The 25,736-nt window shown below is 64.0% G+C and carries 18 protein-coding genes and 1 tRNA gene; 8 read left to right on the forward strand and 11 right to left on the reverse strand.

Features of this window, described 5'->3' with window-relative positions; all coding sequences use genetic code 11:
- Positions 1 to 39: 39 nt before the first annotated feature.
- Both AC57B1_RS18670 and AC57B1_RS18675 read left to right on the forward strand, forming a co-directional pair.
- A tRNA-Asp gene (locus tag AC57B1_RS18670) sits at positions 40 to 116 on the forward strand.
- A gap of 86 nt (positions 117 to 202) precedes the next feature.
- Positions 203 to 2,140: a SurA N-terminal domain-containing protein gene (locus AC57B1_RS18675; RefSeq protein WP_496418256.1), complete on the forward strand. Its 1,938-nt coding sequence runs from the start codon at positions 203 to 205 to the stop codon at positions 2,138 to 2,140.
- Positions 2,141 to 2,241: 101 nt separating this feature from the next.
- Here AC57B1_RS18675 and AC57B1_RS18680 read toward each other — a convergent pair whose 3' ends face one another.
- Positions 2,242 to 2,583, reverse strand: a complete 342-nt coding sequence (locus tag AC57B1_RS18680) for a hypothetical protein (RefSeq protein ID WP_091794382.1) — start codon at positions 2,581 to 2,583, stop codon at positions 2,242 to 2,244.
- A gap of 118 nt (positions 2,584 to 2,701) precedes the next feature.
- Positions 2,702 to 3,376: an arylesterase gene (locus AC57B1_RS18685; protein WP_496418257.1), complete on the reverse strand. Its 675-nt coding sequence runs from the start codon at positions 3,374 to 3,376 to the stop codon at positions 2,702 to 2,704.
- Positions 3,377 to 3,404: 28 nt separating this feature from the next.
- Here AC57B1_RS18685 and AC57B1_RS18690 point away from each other — a divergent pair, with 28 nt between their 5' ends.
- Complete coding sequence (locus tag AC57B1_RS18690; protein ID WP_007182003.1) at positions 3,405 to 4,091, forward strand: ABC transporter ATP-binding protein; 687 nt, start codon at positions 3,405 to 3,407, stop codon at positions 4,089 to 4,091.
- Positions 4,092 to 4,276: 185 nt separating this feature from the next.
- On the opposite strand, the gene pgi is transcribed toward AC57B1_RS18690, so the two are convergent.
- From pgi to AC57B1_RS18710, 4 genes are all read right to left on the reverse strand, one after another.
- The gene (gene pgi, locus AC57B1_RS18695) at positions 4,277 to 5,899 is read right to left on the reverse strand and encodes a glucose-6-phosphate isomerase (RefSeq protein ID WP_496418258.1); all 1,623 of its coding nucleotides are present in this window, start codon (positions 5,897 to 5,899) and stop codon (positions 4,277 to 4,279) included.
- Between the two features lie 258 nt (positions 5,900 to 6,157).
- On the reverse strand, positions 6,158 to 7,747 hold the full coding sequence (locus AC57B1_RS18700; protein ID WP_496418259.1) for an NAD(P)H-hydrate dehydratase: 1,590 nt from the start codon (positions 7,745 to 7,747) through the stop codon (positions 6,158 to 6,160).
- 202 nt (positions 7,748 to 7,949) lie between these two features.
- Positions 7,950 to 9,248: an FAD-dependent oxidoreductase gene (locus tag AC57B1_RS18705; RefSeq protein ID WP_408343502.1), complete on the reverse strand. Its 1,299-nt coding sequence runs from the start codon at positions 9,246 to 9,248 to the stop codon at positions 7,950 to 7,952.
- A 266-nt stretch (positions 9,249 to 9,514) separates the two neighbouring features.
- A complete protein-coding gene (locus AC57B1_RS18710) occupies positions 9,515 to 11,182 on the reverse strand; it encodes a M35 family metalloendopeptidase (RefSeq protein ID WP_496418260.1) in 1,668 nt (555 codons plus the stop codon).
- A 312-nt stretch (positions 11,183 to 11,494) separates the two neighbouring features.
- On the opposite strand from AC57B1_RS18710, the gene purL reads away from it, so the two are divergent.
- The 3 genes from purL to AC57B1_RS18725 all read left to right on the forward strand — a co-directional run bounded on the left by purL (position 11,495) and on the right by AC57B1_RS18725 (position 17,445).
- A complete protein-coding gene (gene purL / locus AC57B1_RS18715; protein WP_496418261.1) occupies positions 11,495 to 15,580 on the forward strand; it encodes a phosphoribosylformylglycinamidine synthase in 4,086 nt (1,361 codons plus the stop codon).
- A 295-nt stretch (positions 15,581 to 15,875) separates the two neighbouring features.
- A complete protein-coding gene (locus AC57B1_RS18720; protein WP_408184667.1) occupies positions 15,876 to 16,163 on the forward strand; it encodes a helix-turn-helix domain-containing protein in 288 nt (95 codons plus the stop codon).
- Positions 16,153 to 17,445, forward strand: coding sequence for a HipA domain-containing protein (locus tag AC57B1_RS18725; RefSeq protein ID WP_496418262.1), 1,293 nt, complete (start codon positions 16,153 to 16,155; stop codon positions 17,443 to 17,445). Before AC57B1_RS18720 ends, AC57B1_RS18725 begins: the two co-directional genes overlap by 11 nt.
- Before the next feature lie 153 nt (positions 17,446 to 17,598).
- Here the strand turns inward: AC57B1_RS18725 and AC57B1_RS18730 are convergent, their stop codons facing one another.
- From AC57B1_RS18730 to AC57B1_RS18750, 5 genes are all read right to left on the reverse strand, one after another.
- Positions 17,599 to 18,378 (reverse strand): peptidylprolyl isomerase, encoded by a 780-nt coding sequence (locus AC57B1_RS18730; protein ID WP_091794366.1) that lies wholly within the window; start codon positions 18,376 to 18,378, stop codon positions 17,599 to 17,601.
- Positions 18,379 to 18,389: 11 nt separating this feature from the next.
- Positions 18,390 to 18,710 (reverse strand): BolA family protein, encoded by a 321-nt coding sequence (locus AC57B1_RS18735; RefSeq protein ID WP_091794364.1) that lies wholly within the window; start codon positions 18,708 to 18,710, stop codon positions 18,390 to 18,392.
- Between the two features lies 1 nt (position 18,711).
- On the reverse strand, positions 18,712 to 19,242 hold the full coding sequence (locus AC57B1_RS18740) for a septation protein A (RefSeq protein WP_091794362.1): 531 nt from the start codon (positions 19,240 to 19,242) through the stop codon (positions 18,712 to 18,714).
- A 160-nt stretch (positions 19,243 to 19,402) separates the two neighbouring features.
- Positions 19,403 to 19,825 (reverse strand): peptide-methionine (R)-S-oxide reductase MsrB, encoded by a 423-nt coding sequence (msrB, locus tag AC57B1_RS18745; RefSeq protein ID WP_496418263.1) that lies wholly within the window; start codon positions 19,823 to 19,825, stop codon positions 19,403 to 19,405.
- 129 nt (positions 19,826 to 19,954) lie between these two features.
- Positions 19,955 to 21,511: a protein adenylyltransferase SelO gene (locus AC57B1_RS18750; protein ID WP_496418264.1), complete on the reverse strand. Its 1,557-nt coding sequence runs from the start codon at positions 21,509 to 21,511 to the stop codon at positions 19,955 to 19,957.
- A 199-nt stretch (positions 21,512 to 21,710) separates the two neighbouring features.
- Between AC57B1_RS18750 and AC57B1_RS18755 the strand changes: the two genes are divergently transcribed.
- Both AC57B1_RS18755 and AC57B1_RS18760 read left to right on the forward strand, forming a co-directional pair.
- A complete protein-coding gene (locus tag AC57B1_RS18755; RefSeq protein ID WP_496418265.1) occupies positions 21,711 to 23,396 on the forward strand; it encodes a 3-(methylthio)propionyl-CoA ligase in 1,686 nt (561 codons plus the stop codon).
- Between the two features lie 151 nt (positions 23,397 to 23,547).
- Complete coding sequence (locus tag AC57B1_RS18760; RefSeq protein ID WP_496418266.1) at positions 23,548 to 25,632, forward strand: 3-hydroxyacyl-CoA dehydrogenase NAD-binding domain-containing protein; 2,085 nt, start codon at positions 23,548 to 23,550, stop codon at positions 25,630 to 25,632.
- The last annotated feature ends 104 nt before the right edge of the window (positions 25,633 to 25,736 follow it).

Here is a 25,736-nt window from a genome sequence, read left to right on the forward strand (position 1 = left end):
TTCGGCTGAATGTTTCAGCGCAGCGCAGTTGCTGCATAAGGAGTGGTAGTTCAGTCGGTTAGAATACCGGCCTGTCACGCCGGGGGTCGCGGGTTCGAGTCCCGTCCACTCCGCCAGTATCCTCGAAAGGCGAACTCCGGTTCGCCTTTTTTATTGCCCGCTGTTGTAAGATCGGGCGTTCTGTTTTTGGCACTCCTCACGCATGCTCGATTTTTTCCGCAATCACAAACGCCTGATGATGTTCATGCTCATCCTCGTCATTGTGCCGGGGTTGGGTTTTGTGGGTATTCAGGGCTTTCGCGGCTTCTTTGACGAAAGTGCAAACGTCGCGAGCGTCAACGGTCACAAGATCACGCGCGCTGAATACGATAACGCGATGCGTCAGCAACTCGACCGCGCCCGTCAGATGCTCGGCGCCCAGTTCGACATGAAGTCGTTCGACACGCCGGAGCGTCGCAGCGAAATGCTCGACGGTCTAATCGAACAGCGTGTGCTGGCCGATGAAACGCAGCGCCTGCACCTGACCGCATCCGACGACGCTGTGCGTCGCGTGTTGCTCAACGATCCGGTGATCTCGTCGCTGAAGAATCCTGACGGCACGATCGACGTCGACCGCTACAAGCAGCTGCTCGCCATGCAGGGCATGACGCCCGACCAGTACGACGAACGCGTGCGCTACAGCATCGCCACGCAGCAATTGCCGGCCAGCATTCAAGGCAGTGCGTTCACGTCGAAGACGCTCGCGCAGCATCTGACCGAACTCGCGGAACAGCAGCGCGAAGTGCAGGGCATCGCGTTCCATCCGCGCGATTACGCGGCGAAGGTGCAGCCTACCGACGCGCAACTGCAAGCGTATTACGACGCGCATCGCAATGAATTCGCCACGCCGGCCACCGGCACGATCCAGTATCTCGTGATGTCGCCGGCAACGCTCGCCGCTTCCGTGCAACCGAGCGACGCCGACCTGAAAAAGTTCTACGACGACAACATCGCGCACTACCGTACCGACGGTCAGGTGCGTGCGAGCCACATCCTGATCGCAGCGCCGAAAGACGCGAGCGCGGCCGACAAGGCCAAGGCGAAGCAGAAGGCCGAGGAGTTGCTCGCGCAGATCAAGGCGCATCCGGACCAGTTCGCGCAGATCGCGCAGCAGAATTCGCAGGATCCGGGTTCGGCGTCGAAGGGCGGCGATCTGGGCTACTTCGGCCGCGGCATGATCGCGGGCGGCCAGGCGTTCGACGACGCTGTGTTCGCGCTGAAGAAAGACGAAGTCAGCGGCATCGTGCAGACCGATTTCGGCTATCACATCGTCAAGGTGACAGACGTGAAGCCGGCCGTTACGAAGCCGTTCGACGAAGTGAAAGATCAGATCTCGAAAGACCTGAAGTCGCAGTTGGCAAGCAAGGCTTTCAGCGACGATTCGGAAGGCTTCACGTCGATCGTCTACGAAAAGGCGAAGAGCCTCCAGCCGGCTGCCGACAAGTACAAGCTGCAATTGCAAACAGCTACGGTCACGCCGCAGCCGGACCCGAAGCTTGCACCTGACAGCCCGCTGAACAACGCGAAATTCCTCGCCGCGGTGTTCGCGAACGACGCGGTGACGGCGCGCAACAACACGCAGGCCATCGACGTCGGCGGCAATACGTTGATCGCGGCGCGCGTGACTGACTACAAGGCGGCAGCGGTGCCGTCACTCGAGGCCGTCAAGGACGCCGTGCGTCAAAAGGTGATCGCGGTTCAATCGAATGACGCGGCTCACAAAGACGGCGTGGCCAAACTCGCCGAGTTCGAGAAGTCGAAGGCGACCACGGGATTCTCGTCGTCGCTTAAGGTATCGCGCAACGACGCGCAGGGCGTGCCGCCGGCGGCATTGAGTGCAATCTACAAGGCGGACGCGCAAAAATTGCCCGCTTATGTCGGTGTGGATCTGGGTGACGACGGCTATGCGATCTACCGTGTGAACGCGGTGGTAGCCGGCACGACGGTCGATCCGCAGCGTTTGGCCGCCGCACAGCAACAGATCGCGCAGGTCGATGCGCAATCTGAAGCAGAGGCGTATGTCGCAGCCGTGCGCGCGCGTTCCAAGGTGAAGTTCTACGGTTCGCTCGACAGCAGCAATGCGCAAGCAAGCGGCGAGTAACGCCCACGCGTAAGCCCACGCGCGAACGCAAAAAAGCCCCGCTATGGCGGGGCTTTTTCATTTGACGAGTGCAAGCTCGTCAAACGGTTGGCAGCAGCGCGTTACAGGCAACCGCTGATTGCACTCGTGGCGTCGCTGCCTGCGGCGCCATTGGCGCGGAAGCCGACCCAGGTGCCCTTGCCGGTGTACGAAGGGCGTACGACAGCCGCGGCGCCGTTAGGCGGCTGCTGACCCGGAACATACACGTCCATGGCTTGATCGTTAGCCAGCGTGTCTTGCGACACGACTTGTTGCTGCGAGCTGTCTGCCCATTTTTGCGCGATGCAGGTTGCAACAGCCTTAGGCGGCTGCTGGCTTTGCCCAACGGACTGAACGCCAGCAGGCGGTTGAGCGGCACAGGCGGAAATTGCCACGGTCAAAGCGATTAACGGTAAATATTTCACGTTATCTCCTCAAAAGTCGCTCAAAATCGAGCCGGGCTACACGGGATTACGAAAGTGTCAGATAGAACTTACCGATCCGCGTTCCCGAAGTTCTGGAAACAAGTTGTTAGCAGGCTTTTCAGCGCGGCGAACTTGTGCGAAGGAGTGGCTTGACTGCGGGCCACACGTTGTTAAGTAGCACTGGCTGTGCCTGCTGGGTGGGATGAATCTGATCGGCCTGGAACATCTCCGGTTTGTCGGCGATGCCGGCGAGCAGAAACGGCACGAGCGGCACGCGCAGTTGCTTCGACAACTCGCCGTACAGGCCGTGGAACTTTTGCGTGTAGTCGGGGCCGTAATTGGGTGGCACATACATGCCGACCAGTACGACTTTCGCGTGACCTTGCTGAGCCTGCTCGATGATCGTGCGCAGGTTGTCTTCGGTGGTGGAAAGGGGCACGCCGCGCAATGCGTCGTTGGCGCCGAGTTCGACGATCACGATGCTCGGCTTCAGGCGCTGCATGAGCGCGGGTAAGCGGGCGCGTCCGCCGCTCGTGGTGTCGCCGCTGATGCTCGCATTGGCGACGCTATAATCGATTCGCTCGTCAGTGAGACGCTGGCGCATCAACGCAACCCAGCCAGTGTCGCGGGGCAGGCCGTATTCGGCGGAGATGCTGTCGCCGAGCACGACGATCACCGGCTTGGCCGGTTCGGGCGCATTGGCGGCCCGGGCCGCGAAGCTCGCTGAAAACAGGGTGGCGGCCATCACGGTGCAGCCGCAAGCCTTCGTCAGCGCCGTGGCGCGAGACGTCATGGCACGCACTTTCAACCTACGCTTCACCATGCTAAACAAAACTGATCCAGTCATTGAAGTGCGGGGTTTGTGCAAGAAGGTTAAGGATGCAACGGGCGAACTGACGATTCTCGACGACATCGATCTTGCTATCGCTGCCGGCAGCAGTGTGGCTATCGTCGGTGCATCCGGGTCGGGCAAGTCTACGCTGCTCGGCTTGCTCGCAGGATTGGACAGCGCGAGTTCGGGCTCGGTTCGGCTACTCGGCCGAGAACTCGGAGAGCTGAACGAAGACGAGCGGGCCGCATTGCGTAGCGGCTCCGTCGGTTTCGTGTTTCAGTCGTTTCAACTCATGCCGCATTTAACGGCTCTTGAAAACGTCACCTTGCCGCTGGAACTGCAGGGCGGCATCAGCACCCGCGAAGCTGCGACGCGTGCGCGTGGCTTGCTGGAGCAGGTGGGGCTCGGCAAGCGGACCGGTCACTACCCCAAGCTGCTGTCGGGTGGCGAGCAACAACGTGTCGCGCTCGCGCGTGCGTTCGTCACGCATCCGGCGATCCTGTTCGCCGACGAACCGACCGGCAGTCTCGACGCGGCCACTGGTCACGCGGTGATCGATCTGATGTTCGAAATGAACCGCGCGAACGGCGCGACGTTGATTCTCGTCACGCATGACATCGAACTGGCGCGCCGCTGCGATACGACGGTGACGATCGAGGCGGGGCGTCTCGTGTGAGCGAGCCGTGGGCGCAAAAGGCGTCGCAGCCAAAGCAAAAGCGGGCCACAGGGGCCCGCTTTTTCATTGCGGAGGCTTACCGCGTCGGCAGGTGAGCGCACTGACCAGGTTCAGCGCAGAGTCGAAACACATTCAGGGCAAATTCATCACCGACTCGACGGCGCGATACGCCGCGCCGCTCACCGTCACTTCTTCAACGCCGCGCGTGCTCGCGCGATCAACGCGGACGTCGACGAGTCATGCTTCTTTTCATCGACGCTCGGCGCGGTCAGATCAGCCTCGACCACCTTGCCGAGGATCTTGCCCAACTCGACGCCCCATTGATCGAACGGGTTGATATCCCACACGGAGGCTTGCACCAGCACCTTGTGCTCGTACAACGCGATCAATGCGCCGAGCGACCGCGCGGTGAGCGCATCGACCAGCAACGTGCTGGTCGGGCGGTTACCCGGAAACACAAGGTGTGGCGCCAGCTCCGGCTTGTCCGCGCCGGCCACTTTCTTCGCTTCCTCGAGCGTGCGGCCGAGCATCAACGCTTCACTCTGCGCAAAGCAATTGGCGAGCAGCTTCGGATGATGGCTGACGAGCGGATGCTCCGGCGTCAACACGGCGATGAAATCGATCGGCACGATCGTCGGACCCTGGTGCAGCATCTGGAAGAAAGCATGCTGACCGTTCGTGCCTGGTTCACCCCACGTCACCGCGGCGGTCGGATAGTCGACCATCGCGCCGTCGAGGCGCGCGGACTTGCCGTTGCTCTCCATTTCGAGCTGTTGCAGATACGAGGGCAGGAAATGCAGTGCTTCCGAATACGGCGCGACCAGGTAGCTTTGCGAGCCGAAGAAGTTGCGATACCAGATGCCGATCATGCCGAGCAGCACCGGCAGATTTTTTTCGAGCGGCGCGTCGCGGAAATGCTGGTCCATCTCGTTGGCGCCCGCGAGCAGTTCGCCGAACTGCTGCGGTCCGATCGCGATCATGATCGACAGTCCCACCGCCGACCACAACGAATAGCGCCCGCCGACCCAGTCCCACATCTCGAACACATTCTCTTTCGCGATGCCGAACTTGACCACTTCCGCAGGATTGGCCGACACGCCGACGAAGTGTTTCGCCAGCGCGCTTTCCGGGCAGCCTTTCTCGACGAACCAGTCGCGCAGCGAGCGCGCGTTGGTCATGGTTTCGAGCGTGGTGAAAGTCTTGGAGACGATGATCGCGAGCGTTTCTTCCGGATCGATCTGCTGCATCACGTTGTACAGATCGGCGCCGTCGACGTTCGACACGAAGTGCGTGGTGATCTCCGGTGAGGCCAGATGATGCAGCGCGTGCACGACCATCTTCGGCCCGAGGTCCGAGCCGCCGATGCCGATGTTGACCACGTAGCGGATCCGCTTGCCGGTATAGCCTTTCCACTCGCCGCTGCGCACCTGATCGGCGAACGCGGCCATCTTGGCGCGCTCGGCCTGAATCTGGTCGTAGAACGGCGCTTTCGGATCCGTGGCGCGCAGTGCCGTGTGCAGCGCGGCGCGGCCTTCCGTCGGGTTGACGACTTCACCCGCGAACATGGCGTCGCGGCGTTTTTCGACGCCGGCTTCGCGCGCGAGTTGCACGAGCAGTTTCAGCGTCTCGTCGGTGATGCGGTTCTTCGAGAAATCGGCCGCGAGACCGCCGCCCGCGAACGCAAAGCGCTCGGCACGGGTAGGAGCGGGATCGTTCTCGGGGGCGAACCAGTCGCGCAGGTGCGCATCGCGAATCTTCTCGTAATGCGTTTGCAGCGAGGACCAGGAGGGGAGCGAGTTCTGGGTCATAGCGTCCGTCTAACCAAGGGGCACGAAGAAAGGCGCGCGCGTGAAGCGCTGCCGAGGATGATGCAACGATGCTGTTAGAGCGATGCCGCGCGGCCGGGTTCGCCGTGGGTGGCGGCGAAGCTTCGGCGGAAATCTCGGGAGAAACTTCGCCGTTACCCGTGCTGGCTCCGACGCGCGGCGCAGTCAGTCAGTATAACGGCGTTGCGTGACGGGCGGCAGCGCTTTGGACGGTGCGCCCATAGGTTGGGACGAACGCTTTCAGGACTCCGCTGCCGGATAGAACAGACGGTTCAGCAAGGTGCGCACCATCGGCGCCAGTTCGCCCGCAGTCAGGCCGGCGGGACCGTGGCCTTGTGCGCTCAGCGTGTCGGCGGCGAGGCCGTGCAGATAGACGCCCGCAAGCGCCGCTTCGTAGCGCGGCAGATGTTGCGCGAGCAGCGCGCCGATGATGCCACCGAGCACGTCGCCGGTGCCGCCCGTCGCGAGCGCGGCGTTGCCGGTCGGATTGATCGCGAGACGGCCGTCCGGTGCCGCGACGACCGTGCCGGTGCCTTTCAGGACCACGACGCTGGCAAAGCGTGCGGCAAGCGCGCGTGCCGCGGTGAGGCGGTCGCGCTGCACGCCCGGCGCGTCGGTGCCGAGCAGGCGCGCGGCTTCGAGCGGGTGCGGCGTGAGGATGCACGGGTCGCCCTGTACGCCGCGCGCGGTGACTTCGGCGGCGAGCGCGGGATCTTTCGCGATCAGGTTCAACGCGTCCGCGTCGAACAGCTTGGGCACGTCGAGGCGCAGCACGTCGTGCATGACCTGGGTGGCGCGGTCGCGGTGACCCATGCCGCAGCCGACTGCGAGCGCGTCCATCTGATCGAGCGGCAGAGCGTCGATCGCATGCAGCATGAGTTCGGGGTGCGGCGGGTCGTAGGGCGGGGCGCCTTCGCCCAGAAGCGCGACATGTACCTTGCCCGCGCCGCTGTATAGCGCCGCGCGCGAAGCGAGAATCGGCGCGCCGCACATGCCGGTGTCGCCGCCGACCACGGCAAGGCTGCCGAAGCTGCCTTTGTTGGTCGCGAAATCACGCGGCGGCAAATAGGCGGCGAAGAGTTCGGGCGCGTTCAATTGGACGGCCGTACGGCCGCTGGTGTCCACGCCGATCGGCGCGACAGTGACCGCGCCCGCGAGGTCGCGGCCTTGCGCAGTGAAGAGTCCCGGCTTGGCGCCGATGAAGGTGATCGTATGCGTGGCATGGACGGCGGCGCCGTCGCCATTGGCTACGACCGTGCCGGTGTCGCTGTCGAGTCCGCTCGGCACGTCGAGCGCCAGCACGCCGCCTTTGCGGGGGCGCGTTTTCGTTCGTTGCGAGAGGCGGCGCGCGACGTCCGCGAAGACACCTTCGAGCGGACGTGTCAGACCGATGCCGAACATGCCGTCCACGAGCCACGTATAGCCGTCGAGCGAGGTGGGCACTGTTGCGGTGATCGCGACGCCCGCCGCGCGCGCCGTATCGAGAGCCCAGCGGGCGTCGTCCGGCTTCACTTCGACCGGCATGCACAGTTCGACGGCAATGCCGGCTTCGTGCAGTTCCGTCGCGAGAATCAGCGCATCACCGCCGTTATTGCCCGGCCCCGCGATGAGCCACACCTTCTGTCTGGATTTGCCGATCGAGGTGTCGCGGGTGATCTGCTCCTGCAGGAAGCTCGCGGCGGATTTCCCGGCGCGCGACATCAGCGTGTGCTGCGGCAACGCTGTCGCCGCCTGCGATTCCGCGATTCGCAGGTCAGTCAGCGTCAGTAGCGGCAATGCGCGGTTGTGCGGGCTGATGAGCGTTGGCGGCGTGTGGTCGGCATCTGTCATGGCGGGGCTCGGCGGTTCACCTGGAGTTAGGTGAGAAAGCTTGGGAATCGCTATGGTAGTGCCGATAGGCGCCCGGCGGGCGCCTCTTGCGGCGTGCTCATGCGCGCGCCTGCCTCAGTCAGCGGTAGCGAGCGGCTCGCTCATGCGCGCTCCCGCCTCACAGTCAGTGGAAGCAGCCCGCTCATGCGCGGGCCTACCTCGTTCAGTGGAAGCGGTCCGCGCGCAATGCGGCCAGCGTGTCCGCGGGAACGTCCGGCGTGCCGCCCGAAATCAGGTCGGCAACCAGTTTGCCGGCCCCGCAGGCGAGGCCCCAGCCCGCAGGGCCGTGACCGACATTGACGAAAAGGCGCGGATGCAGCGCATTGCCGATCACCGGCAAGCCGTCCGGCGACAACAGTTTGGCGCCTTCCCACGGCAAGGCCGCGGAGATGCGCGCCGCGCCCGGAATCCAGTCGTGCGTGGCCTGGCCGAGCAGGGCGAGCGCTTCTTTCGTCACGGCTTCGCCCAGCGGCTTGTCGATCTGGCCGGCGCTTTGCAAAACTGCGCCGCCCGCGATTCGCAGGCGATGGTTCATCCGGCTGATCGCGATCCGCTTTACCGCATCCACGATGGCGACGTGCGGCGCGCATTCCTCATGCGCGATCGGTGCGACCAGCGTGTGCAGGCGCAGCGGATGCAGCGGCAGCCGCAAGCCAAGGCGCTCGAGAAGAGGCAGGCTGCCGTGGCCCGCGGCCACGACCACGGCGTCGGCGTGGATCACATCCACTTCGCGCGAGCGGGATGCCGCGCCCGGCCGCGGCGCCAACTCGACCGCGGCGCGCTGGCCTTCGAGGCGGATCGAGGAGACTTCGCAGCCCAGCATGAACTGGACGTCGCCCTGGGTATCCAGCGTCTGTTTGATCAGTTTCGTGAACAGCGGGCAGTTGGCCGTGCGCTCCTGGTCGAACAGCACGCCGCCCGCGAATTCCGGCTCCGTGCGTACGGAATGCTCGAACGCGGCGCATTGCTCGGGTGTCAACTCGTGGTGCGGCACTTCGAAGAGCCGGAGCAGGCCGAGGGCCGGCCGCGTCTGTTGCCACTCCTGTTCAGAGCGCACCAGATAGAGCACGCCGCTTGCCTGTTCGAACTCGAGCCCGAAGCGCGCTTCCATGTCGGCCATGGTGTCGCGCGACAGCTCGATCAGCGGTCGCAGCAGTCCGAATTGATGGCCGAAAGCGTCGGGGTCCTGCAGTTCGGCGAGTTGTTTGACCAGCTGGCGCGCCGGTCCGTTGAAACCGGTTTTATTGACTACGCCGTTCTTGGCGTTTTGACGGCTCGCCATGAAGGTCGGGCCGAACCAGACGTCCAGCGGGGTGGGCAGCACGGTGCCGCCGTGTCCGTAGGTCGCGCCCTGCGCGACAGTGGCGTGGCGCTCGACGACGCATACCCGGTGGCCGGCCGCGCGCAGTTGATAAGCGGTGGCGACGCCCGAAATCCCGCCGCCAATGACGATGACATCCATGTTCTGATTCGATTTGCCGACGGGGCGCCGAAGCGGCGTATTCCCATTGAGCGTGACATGCGGCGCGCTGCCCGGCCTGCTCGGGCCGTCCGCGCCGATCTGGTGAAAGGGCGAATGATAGCAGTCAAACCGGCCCGCCTGCCACGCGCGCGGCGCGGGCTCCGGCCGCGGCGGGCGGAACGGCGAGGGCCCCGGAGCGCACGGGACGCGTCGTCGTCCTTCGTGATCCGTCGCGGACGCGGCGAGTGCCGGTGCTGCTCAGAGGCTCATGCCGTTGCCTGCGCGCGAATGAACATGCCGTAGTTTTCGGCGTTGTCTGTGGCTATGTCGCTGTTCCGTGCCGCGAGGCCGGCGACGGCGGCCGGGCCATACAGGTGATCCTTGGTGTTGCCGATGTACGGGAAATGGCTCAATTCATGGGCGATCGTCGCTTCCGGCGTGTTGGCGCCGAACGCGTGATCGAAGAAATGCGGTTTGAGGTTGATCTGATGCGGGGAACTGGATTGCACGTGCGCCAGCTCCGAGTTGTCGTGCGCCGCGCCGAGGACGAAGGTGAACCGGTCGTGCGACATGGCGTGCTGCATGCGGGTGAAGACCTGTTCGACTTTCTGCACGTTCCGCTGAGTCGGGCTGCCGAACCAGCGCGCAAAGTTGCTGTCCGGATGACCGGATTCGAGCTTGTCGAGCGCGCTGTCGATCATGCGCTTCACGTGTTGATAGGCGCGGTTCACTATGCCGCCTTGCGCCGGCGTGAATCCGATCAGCGCCGGGGTCGGCGCGGAGCCGGGGGCGGGTTGATCGTAGTCGGTGTGGTCGTTGTTGTTGTCGGGCGCCTGGATGTCGCCACTATCGCCGTCTGTGGGCATGGAGGGCTGGCCGCCACTATCGCCTGTGGGCGTGGAGGGCTGGCCCTCGCCATCGCTGATCGGCGCGGGGAGTTGAGCGCCGCCGTTGCCGGCAGGCGCGGAGGGCTGGCCGCCGCCATCGCCGATGGGCACGGGGAGTTGGGCGCCGCCGTTGCCGATAGGCGCGGAGGGTTGACCGCCACCGTTGCCAATTGGCGCTGAGGGCTGGCCGCCGCCCCCAGGTGCCGACGGCTCGCTGCTGCCGTCGCCATGACCCGGGAGTGGCGATGACGCCGGAGCGCCGCCGGCCACGGGTGGAGGCATCGGGCGTCCGTTGCGGCCCGCAGGTTCGGGCGTGAGACCCTCGGCGTCCATCGAAGGAGGTATGTTGTCGGGCTTTTCGTGCCAGGCGATGCGTTTGTGCTTGCCGTTTACGTCCCAGACGTCACGGATGTGGTTGCCGTTCGCGTCCCAAGTGTCGCGTAGATGGTTGCCGCTCGAATCCCATTTGTCGCGAACATGTTTGCCGCTTTCGTTGGAACTCTCGCGGATGTGTTCGCCGTTGGCGTCCCAACTCTCGCGGATGTGTTCGCCGTTGACGTCCACGCTGTCGCGAGTGTGCTTGCCGTCCGAGTCCCATGTGTCGCGAATGCGGGCACCGTTGACGTCTACGCTGTCGCGAGTGTGCTTGCCATCCGAGTCCCACGTGTCGTGAATAGGGGCACCGTTGACGTCCACGCTGTCGCGGGTGTGCTTGCCGTCCGCGTCCCACGTGTCGCGAACTGGATTGCCTTTGGCATCCTTGGTGTCCCGGACCCGCTCACCCGAACCGTCCAGCGTATACGGCACCGCTGTGCCGGCGATGCGCTCAAGCGGCTCAGCCCCGCCTCCAACCCTCGGTGCCCGGTCGTCCGTCTTGCCGTGTCGAGTCCAGTCCGGCGCATTGCCAACCGGCGCACGCAGCGTCTCGTCCGGCGCATGGATGCGAGGCGCCTGCCGCGTGGGTGCTGCGGCCATGCCCCGCGGCGGCTGCATCGAAGCCAGCGGATGCGAAGTCTGATGGGTACTGCCATAGCGGTTCACGTTCATGACATGCCTGTTCAGATGAGTTTGCGGTTCGCGCCGCGGGCGGGTTCGCGCATCACGCGGCCCCGCCGACGCGTCCGGGCGAATGAATTGCCCCACTTGCGCGTCGATTAAAGCATCGGCATGTCGACGGGATGTCGTATCGGAAGAACACATTCGCAAGCACGCGGCCGCCGGCCGCCCGGACACGCCGCGTGGCCGCCGGAAGCCCGTTCCCGGGGTATAATCTCGGACTTCCGTTCCGCCTCACGTCGCCTTCACGCGCGATTCATCGGCATCACTCATCGGCATCATTAGCGACGCAACGTCAAGTCCATGGCCCACTTCTCGTGTTTCCCCGGCGCTTCGGCCCTTTCCGATTTCCGTCAAACCCGCCTGCTCGAAACGCTTACGCGCATCGATCCGAACATCACCGGCGTGCGCGGGCAATATCTGCACTTCGTCAACGCCCAGTCGCCGCTCTCCGCTGAAGACAACGCGAAGATCGAAGCGCTGATGCACTACGGCGATCCGCTCGAAGAAACCAAAGAGCGCGGCACGGCCGAGACCTTCCTCGTGGTGCCGCGTTTCGGCACGGTGTCGCCGTGGGCGAGCAAGGCAACGGATATCGCGCATCTGTGCGGCCTCACGCAGGTGCGCCGCATCGAGCGCGGCGTCGAGTACACGGTCACGCTGAAAAGCGGCCTGCTGGGCGGCAAGAAGGCGCTTTCCGACGAAGCCCGCGCGGCCGTCGCGGCAGCCTTGTACGACCGCATGACCGAGAGCGTGTCGCCGTCGCGCGACCACGCGCTGCACCTGTTCGACGAACTGCCGGCCAAGCCGCTGCAAACCGTCGACGTGCTCGGCCAGGGCCGCGGCGCGCTGGTGGCGGCGAACACGGAACTGGGCCTCGCGCTCGCCGAGGACGAAATCGACTATCTGGTGGACGCGTTCACGAAACTCGGCCGCAACCCGACCGACGTGGAACTGATGATGTTCGCGCAGGCCAACAGCGAACACTGCCGCCACAAGATCTTCAACGCGGACTGGACCATCGACGGCGAAAAGCAGGACATCTCGCTGTTCAACATGATCCGCAACACCGAGAAGCTCAATCCGCAAGGCACGATCGTCGCCTACTCGGACAACTCGGCGATCATGGCGGGCGGCATGGCCGAGCGCTGGTTCCCGCGCACGCCCGCCGACCTCGGCGCGAGCGAATTGCCGGAGCACTATCGCCGCAGCACCGAACTCACGCACACCTTGATGAAGGTGGAGACGCACAACCACCCGACCGCGATCTCGCCGTTCCCAGGTGCCGCGACCGGCGCGGGCGGCGAAATCCGCGACGAAGGCGCGACGGGCCGCGGCGCGCGTCCGAAGGCTGGATTGGCGGGCTTCACGGTGTCGAATCTGGAACTGCCGGACGGCGTCGAGACGTGGGAAAACGCGCGCGACGCCGCGCAGCCGCTCGCGCACCGCAATCCGGACGACAAGCACGAAGCCTATGGCCGGCCCGACCGCATCGCTTCGCCGCTGCAGATCATGATCGACGGCCCGCTCGGCGGCGCCGCGTTCAACAACGAATTCGGCCGGCCCAACCTGGGCGGCTATTTCCGCGCTTACGAGCAGAATGTCGCGGGTCTGGTGCGCGGCTATCACAAGCCGATCATGATCGCCGGCGGTATCGGCAACATTTCGGACCAGCACACGCACAAGCACGATCTGCCGGAAGGCTCGCTGCTGATCCAGATCGGCGGCCCGGGCATGCGCATCGGCATGGGCGGCGGCGCGGCGAGTTCAATGGCGACCGGCACGAACACCGCTGAACTCGACTTCGACTCGGTCCAACGCGGCAACCCGGAAATCGAACGCCGCGCGCAGGAAGTCATCAATGCGTGCTGGCAGCTCGGCGAGAAGAACCCGATTCTGAGCATTCACGACGTCGGCGCGGGCGGTCTCTCCAACGCCTTCCCGGAAGTGGTGGACGGCGCCGGCAAGGGTGCGCGCTTCGACCTGCGCAAGATTCAGCTGGAAGAGAGCGGCTTGTCGCCGCGCGAAATCTGGTCGAACGAGGCGCAAGAACGCTACGTGCTGGCCATCGCGCCGGCCGATCTGCCGGCCTTCGAAGCCATGTGCCAGCGCGAGCGCTGCCCGTTTGCCGTGATTGGCACGGCCACCGCCGAGCGTCAACTCAAGCTGATCGACTCCGAACTGAACGACGACGCGGCGCACCAACCGGTGGACATGCCGATGGAAGTGCTGCTCGGCAAGGCGCCTCGCATGCATCGCGACGTCAAACGCGTCGAGCAGAAGCTCGAACCGGTCGACGTCACCGGCCTCGCACTGTCGGAGGTGGCGACTAGCGTGCTGCGTCACCCCACGGTGGCGAGCAAGTCGTTCCTGATCACGATCGGCGACCGCTCGGTGGGCGGCACGACCGCGCGTGACCAGATGGTCGGCCCGTGGCAAGTCCCGGTGGCCGACGTCGCAATCACCACCATGGACTATGCGGGTTTCCGTGGTGAAGCCATGACCATGGCCGAGCGCACGCCGCTCGCCGTGATCGACGCGCCGGCGTCGGGCCGCATGGCGGTCGGCGAGGCGGTGACCAACATCGCGGCGGCGCCGATCGCGTCGCTCGACAAGCTCAAGCTGTCGGCAAACTGGATGGCCGCGTGCGGCGCAGCGGGCGAAGACGCCGCGCTTTACGACACGGTCAAGGCGATCGGCATGGAATTGTGCCCGGCGCTCGGCATCAGCATTCCGGTCGGCAAGGATTCGCTGTCCATGCGCACGAAGTGGGAAGACCGCGGCGTCGCGAAGGAAGTGGTCGCGCCGGTCTCGCTGATCATCTCGGCGTTCGCGCCGGTCGAAGACGTGCGCCGCCATCTCACGCCGCAACTGCGCCGCGCGAGCGACGTGGGCGAATCGGTGCTGATCGCGATCGACCTCGGCCGCGGCAAGCATCGCCTGGGCGGCAGTATTCTCGCGCAGGTCACGCAGCAGGTCGGTGACACGGTGCCGGACGTGGACGATCCGGAAGACCTGAAGCGTTTCTTCGCCGCGATCCAGGCGCTGAACCAGGACGGCAAGCTGCTCGCCTATCACGACCGTTCGGACGGCGGCCTGTGGGCGACGGTGTGCGAAATGGCGTTCGCGGGCCACGTCGGCGTGTCGTTGAACGTCGACATGCTGGTGCTCGATCCGACCCATGAATCCGATTACGGCGACGCCAAGGACTGGGCGAAGCAGACCAGCGGCCGCCGCGAAGACCGCACGATCCGCGCGCTGTTCACCGAGGAACTCGGCGCTGTCGTTCAGGTGCGCGCGTCCGAACGTGACGCGGTGTTGGGCGCGTTGCGTGAACACGGCCTGTCGGCGTGCTCGCATGTGATCGGCAAGATCAACGAGCGCGACACGATCGAAATTTATCGCGACGCCAAGAAGATTTACGAAGCGCCGCGTACCGATCTGCATCGCACGTGGAGCGAAGTGAGCTGGCGGATTTCGCGTCTGCGCGACAACCCGGCTTGCGCCGACGCCGAATACGAGGCGCTCGCCGACGCGGCCGATCCGGGCATCACGCCGGTGCTGAGCTTCGATCCGACGGAAGACGTCGCCGCGCCGTTCATCGGCAGGAGCGCGCGTCCGCGTGTGGCGATTCTGCGCGAGCAGGGCGTCAACTCGCACCTCGAAACGGCTTACGCATTCGACCGCGCCGGCTTCGACGCGCACGACGTGCACATGAGCGACCTGCTGACCGGCCGCGCCAATCTGGCGGATTTTGCCGGCGCGGTGGCGTGCGGCGGCTTCTCGTACGGCGACACGCTGGGCGCCGGCGAAGGCTGGGCAAAGGCGATCCGCTTCAACGCGCAACTGGCCGACATGTTTGCCGCGTTCTTCGGCCGCGAAGACACGTTCGCACTCGGCATCTGCAACGGCTGCCAGATGATGAGCAGCCTCGCCTCGATGATTCCGGGTGCCGAAGCCTGGCCTAAGTTCACGCGCAACAAGTCGGAGAAGTTCGAAGCGCGCTTCTCGCTGGTGGAAGTGCAGGCATCCCCGTCGATCTTCTTCAACGGCATGGAAGGCTCGCGCATTCCGGTGGCGATCGCGCACGGCGAAGGCTACGCGGACTTCTCGCAGCAAGGCGATGCGTCGAAGGTCGCGGTGGCGATGCGCTATGTCGATCACCGTGGTCAGGCAACCGAGCAATATCCGTTCAACCCGAACGGTTCGCCGGACGGCATCACCTCGGTGACGACGCCGGATGGTCGCTTTACGGTGCTGATGCCGCATACGGAGCGCGTCCATCGCGCGGTGCAGATGAGCTGGCATCCGGAAGGTTGGGGCGAGGGCGGCACTGACGCGAGCCCGTGGATGCGCGTATTCCAGAACGCGCGCCGCTGGCTGGGTTGATGATGTGACGCGCCACGCGGCTGTGCCGCCGTGGCGCGAGCAAGCCGGTCAGGGCCCGCGCCGCCCGCCTTGCCGCAGTAATCAGAAAGACGAGCGACACCCGCCGCGTATCCGCTCTGGTACGTGAAGGGCGGGCGCTCCATAATCTTTTGCTGTTCGTACCCGAGCGGGTACGAAATCGGTGCATGAGCCGCTAATACGCCATTTCGTACCCGATCGGGTACGAGATCAGGCCGACACCCTTGTGACGTGGCATAATGTTCCCGAGCGGGTACGAACGTACAAAGGGGTGACAGTGCCGCAATCCGACGTTTTCATTGACGACATGACGGCGCTCGGCGATCTTGTCCGGGCATCGAGGCTCGCCCAAGGGCTGACACGCGACGACGTCGCCATTGCGACGGGTCTGTCTCCCAAGTTCATCACGCATATCGAGGCCGGTAAGCCGACAGCGCAGATCGGCAAGGTGCTGCATCTCCTCAGCGAACTGGGCATCAGGCTGCGCGCGCAAGTTTCCGTGGACATTCCCCCAGACTCGGCCACCAAGGCGCTTCATCGCAGGCGGACTACGCATGGCCGCTAGAACGCTCGTCGCCTATGCGAACGGCCTGCGCGTAGGCACCGTCAGCGATGACAACGGTATCTGGTCATTGACCTACGACAAGGACTGGCTGGGTCGTGAGGACGCGTTTGCGCTTTCACCCGCATTCCCGCTGAATGCCCAGTCTTTCATAGACGCCTCGAGCCAGCGTCCGGTGCAATGGTTCTTCGACAACCTGTTGCCGGAAGAGGAGATGCGCATTGCGCTCGCTCGCGAAGCCAAAGTCGATGCGAGCGATGCGTGGGGGCTCCTTGCTTATTACGGCCGTGAGTCGGCGGGTGCCTTGACGCTGCTTGCAGAGGGTGAACAGGAGGCATCGAGCGGTCTGCAGCCTTTGTCATACGCGAATCTGGAGGCGCGCATCCAGGCCATGCCGCAGCATGCGCTTACCGCCACGGCACCTAAACGCATGTCCGCGGCGGGCGCCCAACAGAAGCTGCTTCTGACCTTGCGAGGCGACGCGCCGGATTACGCGCTCTTCGAGCCTGTGGGCAGTGAGCCGTCCATGCATCTGCTCAAGCCCGACATGCGAAGCACGGGCTATCCCCACTCGGCGATCAACGAATTTTTCTGCATGCGTCTTGCCCGCGCAATGGGTGTGCGCGTACCGCCTACGCATTTCTTGCGCGTGCCTTCGGCCTGTTACGTGATCGATCGCTTTGACCGTGACACGACCAGCGAGCCGGCTCGGCGACTGCATACCGTCGACGCCATGCAGTTGTTGAACTACGACCGCAGCTTCAAATATCAGAACGCGACGGCGCAGGTACTGAGTGATGCCATCGAAAAAACGAGCACTCGGGCAATGGCGCGTCTCGACGTTTTTCGATGGGCGGTTTTCAACGTACTGATTGGCAACGCCGACTCGCATCTGAAGAACCTCTCGTTCTTTGTCAGCCCGCGCGGCTACATGCTGGCTCCGTTTTACGATCTGGTGAGCACGGTCGTCTACCATACGCCGACCTACCAGCCGCAACAGCGTGACCGTTGGCCGCGCTGCGACCTGACCATGCCCGTGGGCGACGCCACGCAGTTCGCAGACATGTCCAGAAAGAACATGCTTGCATTCGGCGAGGCGCTTCGTCTTGCGCGAAAGGGCTCGGAAAAGTTGCTGGATGACATGCTCGTCACGCTCGACGCGCGCGTGGCCGACACACGGCGTGCCGTCGACGAGATCGCGCGGCCGAATGCCGGCGAAGTCCGGCTGCTCGACTCGATAGTGGCGATGCCGCTTGCGGAGATGAGCGCAGCCTTGCGCAAGTAAGTGCGGCGGTTACGCCGGGACGGTCAATCCCAATCCCAAATGAAAAAGCGCTGTTCAGTCATTGACCGAACAGCGCCTTGCGCAGACTCGAATGCCGCTGATCAGCGGAAGCGCTAATGCGAAGCGCCACGTTGATCCAGCGGCCAACTCCGCTTACTGAATCTTCGCGTTCTTACGCAGACCTTCTTCGAACGCTTGCAGTTTTTCCTGCTGGATCTGTTGCACGATCTGCGGGCGCACCTGTTCGAGCGGCGGAGGCGTAATGCTGCGCACGTCGTCGACACGGATGATGTGCCAGCCGAATTGCGTATGCACCGGCGTGTCGGTCATCTGGCCTTTCTGCAGATGCGTGGCCGCGTCCGCGAATTCAGGTACGTAGGCCTTCGGGTCCGACCAGTCCAGATCGCCGCCGTTCTTGCCCGATCCCGGATCCTTAGAGTATTGCTTGGCCAGGTCTTCGAAGCTCGCGCCGGCCTTGATCTTCGCGATCAGGTCTTTGGCCTGCTGTTCGTTGTCCACGAGAATGTGGTGCAGGTGATATTCCTTGCCGCCTGCGTCCTTGATCAGCGCGTTGTAGCGTGCGGTGACTTCGGCGTCGGTCGGCTGGTTGTTCTTCACGAAATCTTCGATCAGCGCGCGCAGCACGACGGTTTGCTGGGCGACGGCGATTTGGGCCTTGATGTCCGGACGGTTCGGCAGGCCACGGCGCAGCGCTTCCTGCATCAGGATCTCGCGGTTCACCAGCTCTTCGCGGACAGCCGTTTGCAGTTGCGGCGTATTTTGCTGGCCTTGATGGACCAGTTGATCGATCAGCGCATCGGCACGCGCTTTCGGAATCGGCGTGCCGTTCACGACGGCGATGTTCTGTGCGAATGCAGGTGCGGCCGCAAATGCAGCCAGCAATACCCAGAGGCGGGTTTTCTTCAAGGTCATCGAAAATTTTCCTAGCGGGGCAACAAAGCGAATTCTTCGGGCGTGTACGCCGTGATTGCAAGGGCGTGAATGCCGCGCTGCATGGCATCGGCCAGCGCATCATACACCATGCGATGCCGCGCCACGCGGGCCTTGCCGGCAAATGCGGCAGCCACGATCGTGACACTGAAATGACCGCCGGCCGACGCGCCGGCATGGCCTGCGTGCTGCGCGCTGTCGTCGGTGATCTGGATGGAAGTGACCGGCGCGAGAGCGGCGACGAGGCGGGCCTCGATCAGCGCGGCGCGCTCGGCGGTGGTAGCGTGCATGAATACATCGGCGTTGCTCGACATGTCACTCTTCCTTCATATACTTCGACAGCCACAAACTCTGTCCGACGATGAACACGACGAGGCAGCCGGTTGCGCCGAACAGCTTGAAATTGACCCACTGGTCGGTCGTGTAGTTGTACGCGACGAAGAGATTGACGAGTCCGAGCAGCACGAAAAAGATCGCCCACACCACATTCAGCTTGCCCCAGATCGCATGCGGCAGCGTGATCTGCTTGCCCATCATCGCCTCGATCAGGTTCTTGTTGAAGGCCAGTTGCGAGACGATCAGCGCGACCGAGAAAGCCCAGTACAGCACGGTCGGCTTCCATTTGATGAACGTGTCGTTGTGCAGCACGAGCGTGGCGCCGCCGAACACGGTGACGACGCCGAGGCTCACCCACAGCATCGGGTCGACCTTACGGTGGCGGAAAGCCACCCATGCGATCTGCACCAGCGTGGCGACGATCGCCACTGCCGTCGCCGTGAAAATGCCCCAGATCTTGAAGGCGACGAAAAACAGGATGATCGGGAACAGATCGAACAGGAATTTCATTATCTGGTCGGGGAATCGGAGAGCGAGTCGGAGAATAGGGACGCGGTGCGGAACGGGTCGACCGGATCGACCGGCTCGCAAGCTGGATGAAGGGTGTCGCGGCCGGCGTGCGCGCGATTGAGCAGACGCCGGCCGGCAACGCGCCGGACTCCGCGCTGCGTTACTTGGGCTCGAATTGTAACGCAGCCGAATTGATGCAGTAGCGCAGGCCGGTCGGCGCGGGTCCGTCTTCGAATACGTGGCCCAGATGCGCACCGCAGTTCTTGCATTGCACCTCGATGCGCAACATGCCGTGCGAGCGGTCGGTTTTCTCGGCGATCACTTCGCCGTCGATCGGCTTGAAGTAGCTCGGCCAGCCGCAACCGGCGTCGAACTTGGTGTCCGATTCGAACAGCGGCGTGCCGCAACAGACGCAGCCATAAATGCCGCGGTCCCAGTGGTCGTGATAGCGGCCTGTGAACGGGCGCTCGGTGGCCGCGTGGCGCGTCACCTGATATTCGATGTCGGAGAGCTGCTTGCGCCATTCGGCGTCGTCTTTCTGCACGGCGGGGGCGTCGGTGTTGAGTTCGTCGGGCTTGTTCATGGTCGGGTTCCTGTCTCGGGCTTGTTTTGGGGGCGGCTAGATGCTCAGGCGGATTCGGCTCGCTGCGTGTCTATACACAATCGGCTGCGATCGGCTGGAATCGGGCGCAATCAGCCGGTATGCAGCGCGTCACGACGAGCAGCTCACTTCCAGTGAACTCGCCCAGTCCGGCGGCAACCCGGCATACGCTTCGTGCTCGGGCTGTTCGTCGAACGGACGGCGCAGCACGGCCGCCAGACGTTCCACTTCGGAAAAATCCTTCTCTTTCGCGCGGCGGATTGCCGTTTCCGCCAGATGATTGCGAAGTACGAATTTGGGGTTCACACGGTTCATTGCAATGGCGCGGGCGGCGTCGTCGCGTGTTTCCTCGGACAGCCGCGCGCGATAGTCGTTCACCCACGCGTCGAAGGCGGCGCGGTCGAGGAACAGGTCGCGCACCGAGGCGTCCCCGCTCGCGTCGTGCTTCGATACGCGCGCCAGATTGCGGAAGGTCAGCGTGAAATCCGCGCGATTGGCGTGCATCACTTCGAACAGGCGATTGGCGAGGGCGTCGTCGCCGGGACGTTCGGTTTCGAGGCCGAGTTTCGCGCGCATGCGCCGCTCCAGTGCCGGCGCGAAACGGTCCTTGAAGCCGCCGAGCACGCGCTGTGCGTCTTCGATCGCCTTGTCGCCGCGTACGCTTTCCTCATGCTTTTCGCCCAGCAGCGGCAACAGGCCTTGCGCGAGGCAGAAGAGGTTCCAGTAAGCGATCTGCGGCTGCATTCTGTACGCGTAACGGCCTTGTGAATCGGAGTGGTTGCAGATGTAGCCGGCGTCGAAACCGTCCATGAAACCGAATGGGCCGTAGTCGATCGTGAGACCGAGGATCGACATGTTGTCGGTGTTCATCACGCCGTGGCAGAAGCCGACCGCCTGCCACTCGACCATCAGGTCGGCGCTCGACATCACCGCTTCGTTCAGCAGCGCGAGATACGGATCGTCGGCTTCGCGGCAATGCGGATAGAAGCGTTCGATCACATGATCGGCGAGCGCACGCAGTGCATCGGTGCGATCGTTCGAATAGAAATGCTCGAAGTGGCCGAAGCGCACGAAGCTCGGCGCCACGCGCGTGACCACGGCGGCCGTTTCGACCGTCTCGCGCCGCACCGGCTGATCGGAGCCGATCACGCACAGCGCGCGCGTGGTCGGAATGCCGAGGTGGTGCATCGCTTCCGAACATAGATACTCACGGATCGACGAACGCAACACCGCGCGGCCGTCGCCCATGCGCGAATAGGGCGTACGCCCCGCGCCTTTGAGCTGCAGCTCGAAGCGCCGGCCGTTATGTTCGACCTCGCCGAGACCAAGCGCGCGGCCGTCGCCGAGCTGGCCCGCCCACACACCGAACTGGTGGCCTGAATACACCGATGCGTAAGGCAGCGCCTGCTCCGGCCATTCACGCGTGGCGTTGCCGGAGAACAGCTCGGCGAAGCCCGGATCGTTCTCGAGACCGGGCTCTAATCCGAGCAGCGCGGCGGTTTCAGCGGAGAACCCGACCACGTACGGCGCGCTGAGCGGCGCCGCGGGCAGACGCGTCATAAAGACGCTGCCGAGCCGTGCGAACGCGCTCTCGGGCACATTGGTGAGCGAGTCGGAAAGAGCCGACAAAGGCCCGGATAACCCTGCAATGCTTGGGGAAAACGACATGTTGAGCGCCTCTGGATTAACCGATATTGTAAGTCCGCGCCTGCGGAGCTGCTGGCCGGCCCTGTATCCCTGCCGCATCGAGCCTGCAGGAGCCGTTTGCCGCATTTCCTCTGCATTTTGCTGACGGCGCGTCGAGGCTGAGGCGCGCCCCCCGAGCTGCAAACCGATTGAAACAATCAAGCCGAGGAGACCACCCTTTATGACGACGCCGCTGCTTGGCCAGATGATGGACGTGCCGCTCACCGTGCCTTCGTTGCTCGCGCACGCCGCGCGGCATTTCGGCAGCACTGAAATCGTATCGCGGCGGATCGAAGGCGACCTGCATCGTTATACCTATCGTGATTGCGAAAAGCGCGCGAAGCAGCTCGCGCAGGCTTTGATCGCACTCGGCGTCGAACCCGGCGAGCGGATCGCCACGCTCGCATGGAACGGCTACCGGCATCTGGAAGCGTATTACGGCACGACCGGCTTCGGCGCGGTCTGTCACACGATCAATCCGCGTCTCTTTCCCGATCAGATCGCGTACATCATCAATCATGCGGACGACGCCTACGTGCTGTTCGACACCACGTTCGCGCCGCTCGTCGATGTCCTCGCACCGCAGTGCCCGAGAGTGCGTGGCTGGATCGCGCTCGCGGACGAAGCGCATCGGCCCGCCATGCAGACCCCGGCGCTCAGCTACGAGACGCTCGTCACCGCGCAGGACGGCGATTACGAATGGCCGCCGCTCGACGAACGGCAAGCGTCGTACCTGTGCTATACGTCCGGCACCACCGGCAATCCGAAGGGTGCGCTGTATTCGCATCGCTCGACGGTGCTGCATGCGTTCGGCGCCTCCTTGCCCGACGCCATGAGTCTGTCCGCGCGCGACTGCGTGCTGCCCGTCGTGCCGATGTTCCATGTGAACGCGTGGGGCATTCCGCACTCGGCGCCGCTGACCGGCGCGAAGCTCGTGTTCCCGGGCAAGGATCTCGACGGCAAGTCACTGTACGAGTTGATGGAAAGCGAACGCGTCACGTATTCAGCCGGCGTGCCGACCGTGTGGCTCGGCCTGCTCAATTATCTGCGCGAGGCGAAGGTGCGCTTTTCGTCGCTCAATCGCACGGTGATTGGCGGCTCGGCGTGTCCGCCGGCCATGCTGCGCACGTTCGAAGACGACTACGGCGTGCAGGTGATCCACGCGTGGGGCATGACCGAAATGTCGCCGCTCGGCACGCTCGCGAAGCTGACGTGGGAACAAAGCCAGCGTCCGCTGGAAGAGCAGCGCAAGTTGCTGGAGAAGCAGGGACACGTGCTCTATGGCGTCGATATGAAAATCGTCGGCGAAGACGGCCGCGATCTGCCGTGGGACGGCGTGGCGTTCGGCGATCTGCATGTGCGCGGGCCCTGGGTGATCGACCGGTATTTCCGCAAGGACGACTCGCCGCTCATCGACGGCTGGTTTCCGACCGGCGACGTCGCCACCATCGACCGCGACAGCTTTCTGCACATCACGGACCGCTCGAAAGACGTAATCAAGTCCGGCGGCGAATGGATCAGTTCGATCGACATCGAAAACGTCGCGATCGCGCATCCCGCCGTGGCCGAAGCGGCCTGCATTGCGTGCGCGCATCCGAAATGGACCGAGCGGCCGCTGCTGGTGGTCGTCAAGCGGCGTGGCTTCGACGTGACGCGCGAGGAGCTGATCGCCTTCTACGACGGCAAGGTCGCAAAATGGTGGATTCCCGACGACGTCGCCTTCGTCGACGAACTGCCGCACACGGCGACCGGCAAGCTGCAAAAACTCAAGCTGCGCGACATCTTCCGCGACCATGTTCTGCCGTCCGCGCTCGAAGACGAAAAGGACTGCCCGCTCACGCCGCTTGCCAGGGGAAACCCCGCTTAGCGTTAAATTGAACGAGCGTGCTTTTTTGTGTATCCTGCCTGCTGACCCCGGAAAATCAGACAATGAGTCGGATCGATACTCCGACTCGATGAACCGGAGGGCGGCGCGCCTGAGCGGCGCCTTATTGCATGGATCGCATGGAGGCAGGCAGATGGCAGTGGACTACACAACCCATGACGGCGTGGCCGTCATCACGCTGAACAATCCTCCCGTCAACGGCCTTGGCCTGTCGACGCGAGCGGGCATCGTCGACGGGATCGAGCGCGCGCAGAACGATCCGGCCATCAAGGCGATCGTGCTGACTGGCGCGGGCAAAGCTTTCTCGGGCGGCGCCGATATCACCGAGTTCAACACGCCGAAAGCGATGCAGGAGCCGACGCTCGCCACCGTCATCAAGACCGTGGAAGGCAGCACGAAGCCGGTGGTCGCGGCGATTCACAGCGTCGCGATGGGCGGCGGTCTGGAACTCGCGCTCGGCGCGCATTACCGCGTCGCCGCACCCGGTGCGCAGATCGCGCTGCCGGAAGTGAAGCTCGGCATTCTGCCGGGCGCGGGCGGCACGCAGCGGCTGCCGCGCGCCATCGGTCTCGAAGCCGCGCTGAACATGATCGTCTCCGGTGCGCCCGTCATGTCGGAGAAACTCGCCGATTCCGGTCTGTTCGATGAACTCGCGCAAGGCGATCTGGCCGAAGCCGCGCTCGCGTTCGCCCGCAAGGTGGGTGCGCAAGAAGGCCCGCATCCGAAGGTGCGTGACCGCAAGATCGAGCATCCGAACGCCGCCGGCTTCATTCAGTTCGCGCGCAACAGCGTCGCGGCGGTCGCGAAGAATTTCCCCGCGCCGCAGAAATGTATCGACGCCGTGGAAGCGGGCGTGCAAAACGGCTTCGATCAGGGCCTCGCTTTCGAACGCGACTGCTTCATCGCACTCGTGCAGACGCCGGAAAGCCGCGCGTTGCGTCACGCGTTCTTCGGCGAACGCGCGGCGAGCAAGATTCCCGATGTGCCTTCCGATACGCCGGTGCGCGATATCAAGCAGGTGGCCGTGATCGGCGCGGGCACGATGGGTGGCGGCATCGCCATGAACTTTATCAATGCGGGCATTCCGGTCACCCTGCTGGAAACAAAACAGGAAGCGCTCGACCGCGGTCTCGCGACCATTCGCAAGAACTACGAAGCGAGCGTCAAGAAGGGCAAGCTCAAGCCCGAAGCGCTCGACCAGCGCATGGCGCTGATCACGCCCACGCTTTCCTATGACGACCTGAAAAACGCCGACCTGATCGTCGAAGCCGTGTTCGAAGAGCTCGGCGTGAAAGAGCAGGTATTCAAGCGTCTCGACGAAGTGGCGAAGGAAGGCGCGATCCTCGCCTCGAACACCTCGACGCTCGACGTCGACAAGATCGCCGCTTTTACGAAGCGTCCGCAGGACGTCGTCGGCATGCACTTCTTCAGCCCGGCCAACGTGATGAAGCTGCTCGAAGTGGTGCGCGGTAAGGAGACGGCGAAGGACGTGCTCGCCACCGTCATGAAACTCGCCAAGAAGATCAGGAAGACCGCGGTTGTCTCGGGCGTGTGCGACGGCTTTATCGGCAACCGGATGATCGAGCAGTACATCCGCCAGGCGCTCTTCATGCTCGAAGAAGGCGCGCTGCCCGCGCAGGTGGATCGCGCGATCGAGAAGTTCGGCTTCGCGATGGGTCCGTTCCGCATGAGCGATCTGGCCGGCAACGACATCGGCTGGGCGATCCGCAAACGCCGCTATCAGGAACAGCCTGAGATGCACTACTCGAAGATCGCCGACCGGCTCTGCGAGACGGGGCGCTTCGGTCAGAAGACGGGCGGCGGGTGGTACGACTACAAGGCGGGTGATCGCACCGCGTATCCGTCGAAAGTGGTCGACGAGATGATCGTTGCGTTTTCGAAGGAAGCCAACGCCGAGCGCCGCAAGATCAGCGACGAGGAAATCGTCGAGCGCCTCGTGTTCGCGCTCGTGAACGAAGGCGCGAAGATTCTCGAAGAGGGTATCGCGTCGAAGGCGTCGGACATCGACATGGTCTATCTGACCGGCTACGGCTTTCCGCTTTATCGCGGCGGCCCGATGCTGTACGCGGACACGGTCGGCCTCTACAACGTCGAGCGCGCGATTCGCCGCTATGCCGCGCAGCCGAACGGCGATGCCTGGCAACTGGCGCCGCGCATCGCGGCACTGGCGGCCGAGGGACGCGGATTCAACGGCTGAATCACGGCGCGAGTGAAATGACTGACGCGGCGCTGGCCGGCGATGCGCCGGTCAGCGCCACTAACGACATTTGCAATTTGCAAGTATCCACCAACTCGTATGGG

It is taken from the genome of Paraburkholderia sp. BGA-UO-ETr-F21 (assembly GCF_059567925.1).